This is a genomic window from Mesorhizobium sp. M0185 (genome assembly GCF_040322175.1).
Taxonomy (GTDB): Bacteria; Pseudomonadota; Alphaproteobacteria; order Rhizobiales; family Rhizobiaceae; genus Mesorhizobium.
Genome location: NZ_JAMYSY010000107.1, coordinates 1 through 3,237, shown reverse-complemented (window position 1 = coordinate 3,237; position 3,237 = coordinate 1). Strand labels below are relative to the sequence as shown.

The window sequence follows — 3,237 nt, the reverse complement described above, 5'->3', positions numbered from 1 at the left end:
CGCCGGCCTCCCCGAGTCCCCCGCGTCTCCCCCCCCCTCTCCCCCCGCGCCGCGCCCTGCTGATCCTGCCCCCCCCCCCCCCCCCCCCCCCGACACCAACCAAACCGCAAAACAATGACGGGGTCAGTTCTTCGTTTCGCCCCAGGGGCGCATTGCCTCAAGCAAAATGTTACCAATAGTGTCGCTGTTCCGAATGGGATGGTCAGGTGTTGTCATCCCGATTCGGAGGATGGATGGCAAGGCGGATCAGCATGGCGACACGGTCGGAATTGGTGGAAGCAATTGTCGAGCGGTATCGATCGGGGAGCCGAAGCGATAAGCGCCTCATCCTCGATGAGTTCGTCGCGGTGACCGGTTATCATCGCAAGCATGCGATCCGAGTGCTCCGTCAACGCGCGTCGAAGATACCTGGCAACAAGAGGCACAGCCTTCGCTAATGGCGGCGATGTTCGCGAAGCGCTCGTGGTGTTGTGGGAGGCATCGGAGCGGCTGTGTTCCAAACGGCTGCGGCCGTTGATACCTGTCTTGCTGCCAGCGCTTGAACGGCATGGCCGGCTGGAGCTCGATGCCGCGCTCCGCGGCAAGCTGCTGACAATGAGCCCGGCGACGATAGATCGGCTTTTGGCGGAGGTACGTGTTGTGGCTCGCGGCGGCCAGCGCCGGCGAGCAGGAATGAGTTCGGCGGTTCGCCGATCGGTGCCGGTGCGCACCTTCGGGGACTGGAATGATCCGCCGCCCGGTTACGTCGAGGTCGATTTCGTGGCGCATTCCGGCACATCTTCGTCCGGCAGCTTTGTGCAGACGATGGTGTTGACCGATATTGCCACGGGGTGGACTGAATGCGTTCCGGTCCGCACGCGCGACAGCGGCAATGTGATTGTGGCGATCAAGCAGGCCCGCTCGTTCTTTCCCTTCCCCCTGCTCGGCGTAGATTTCGACAACGACAGCGCCTTCATGAACGAGTTCGTCGTCTCCTGGTGCCGCAGTGAGGAACTGGAAGTGACGCGCTCGCGCGCCTATCGAAAGAATGACCAGGCGCATGTGGAGCAGAAGAATGGCGCCATCGTGCGTCGCCTGGTGGGGTATGGTCGGTTTGTCGGCGCGGAGGCGACGGCCGCGCTTGGTAAACTTTATGCTGTCGTGCGGCTTTACGGCAATCTGTTCCAACCGTCATTCAAGCTTCAGGAGAAGACGCGGATCGGCGCTCGTGTGATCAAGCGCTATCATCCGCCAGTTCCGCCTGCGGCCCGTGTCCTTGCACATCCGGGTGTGGCCGAGGCCGACAAGCAGCGGCTCCAGGCGATGATGGAAACCGCCGATCCCGTGCTGCTGTTTGCTGGCATCCGCGCCGCGCAGGAGGAGCTTGGGCGGCGGGTCGATCGTCGTGGCCTGAATACGAAGATTGAGGAGCCGGCCGTTATCGATCTCCAGCGCTTCGCCGCGAATCTGAAGACGGCCTGGAAGAGTGGCGAGACCCGACCAACGCATCGGCGGCCGTATCGGCGGACCAAACCCTATCCGAAGAGACCCAGCATGTACGAGCCGTTCGAGGCGCAGATCAAGGGATGGCTCGAGGAAGAGCCGGCGCTCTCGGCAGCAAGTGTGTTGCAACGCCTGACAAAGATCGACCCCTCGCGCTTCAAGGAAAATAACCTGAGAATGGTGCAACGGCTTGTGAAGGTCTGGCGCATGGAAATGGCTGGGCTGATCATCCTCGATGGCGGTTGGATGAAGAGCTGGCCGCTATCTCCCTCCGCCGCGACGGATGGAGAAAGGGCCCATGTCGGCCCTATCGCGTTCGGTAACATTCCTCGGTGAGGCAATAGGAGGGGTCAAATCCTCACTTCGCTTGACACGCCCGGCAAACTGGCTAAAGCGCGCTATGCGGCTCAAGTAAATCTTGGCGGACGCTCGTTTGTAACCAAGCGTGAAAAAATGCTTCGCGATGGGATCCATCTCGCCACCGAGCGCACCGCTACGCAGGCGCTTGAGCACCCCACGATACGAAAAATAGAACTCGAGCATCCTGCCCCTCCGACATTGCGGCGCAGGGGAATCCCGCGCCTGTGAGAGAGACACGAAATATTATGTGGCGGAGGCAAGCCGGGTTTGGCCGGTCCTGACGGGCGTCAGGGCGGCTCCGCCACATAAGTTGTGTGCGTCAAGTTCTGCAAAATGGCGTGGCATTGCGGTGACGTCGGCGTGTCCGCCGCGCAGCCCCCGTGTTTAGCGGAGCGGCGGACACATGACGGTGCTCAGGCGGCCAAGGCCCTCAGGCTCTCCTTCTTGTGCTCGCGCAGATGATCCATGTTGAGATAGCGGGTCGCCTCGAGCCAGTTCTCGTGGATCTCGACCGCCAGCGCCCGAACCAGCCGCAGACAGCTCCGCGGGTTGGGGAAGATGCGAACGACCAGGGTGCGCGGCTTGATCTCCTGGTTCAGCCGCTCCAGCATGTTCGTAACCGGTATGATCATAACGGTGCCATCCGATCCCCGCTGGAGATGAGCGATTTTCGGCGTATGGTGCGACCATCCGGGACAGGGGCACCGGGAGCACGCCAAGTGCGGGCAGGCCGATGTATTCGATGAGCTGCGAGCTCGCGTTAGTAGCTGGCCGCCCCTGCGACCTGCCCGGTTGCGCCGAGAGCGCGGATCCGTAGGTGTCGCGTCGCCCGCCGGCTCCCGATTGTTGAGGAGAGGGAGCCGATGAGACGTGTGATTGGAATGGACATCCACCGCACCTTTGCGGAGGTGGTGGTTTGGGAAGACGGCCGGCTGCGCCATCACGGACGGGTCGACATGACCCGCTCGGGACTGGAAGGGTTCGGCCGCAGTTTGCGACGGACTGATGAGGTTGTCGTCGAGGCTACGGGCAACGCCATGGCGGTGGTGCGGGTTCTGTCGCCCTATGTCGGCCGGGTGATTGTCGCCAACCCGATGCAGGTGAAGGCGATCGCTCATGCCAGGATCAAGACCGACAAGATTGATGCCGGCGTTCTGGCGCAACTCCATGCCAGCGGCTTTCTGCCGGAGGTCTGGGTACCCGATGAGCGGACCGAGCGGCTTCGCCGCCTCGTCGCGCGGCGCAACCAGGTCGTGCGGCATCGCACGCGAGTGAAGAACGAGGTGCATGGCATCTTGCAGGCGCACCTCGTGCCGAAGTGCCCGCATGCCGATCTGTTCAACAATCGCGGTCGCGCCTGGCTCGAGCGGCAGGTGCTTCCCGACGACGAGCGGG

At 62.7% G+C, this 3,237-nt stretch carries 2 protein-coding genes and 1 pseudogene; 2 read left to right on the top strand and 1 reads right to left on the bottom strand.

The annotated features are described in order from the left end of the window. The first annotated feature begins 525 nt into the window (after positions 1-525). Positions 526-1,818, top strand: a complete 1,293-nt coding sequence (locus NKJ20_RS33870; RefSeq protein ID WP_352749929.1) for an integrase catalytic domain-containing protein — start codon at positions 526-528, stop codon at positions 1,816-1,818. 437 nt (positions 1,819-2,255) lie between these two features. Here the strand turns inward: NKJ20_RS33870 and NKJ20_RS33865 are convergent. Further along, a pseudogene (locus NKJ20_RS33865) lies at positions 2,256-2,459 on the bottom strand (transposase); the annotation flags it as partial. 246 nt (positions 2,460-2,705) lie between these two features. On the opposite strand from NKJ20_RS33865, the gene NKJ20_RS33860 reads away from it, so the two are divergent. Next, the coding region (locus NKJ20_RS33860; RefSeq protein WP_352749851.1) for an IS110 family transposase at positions 2,706-3,237 on the top strand (532 nt) is incomplete at its 3' end.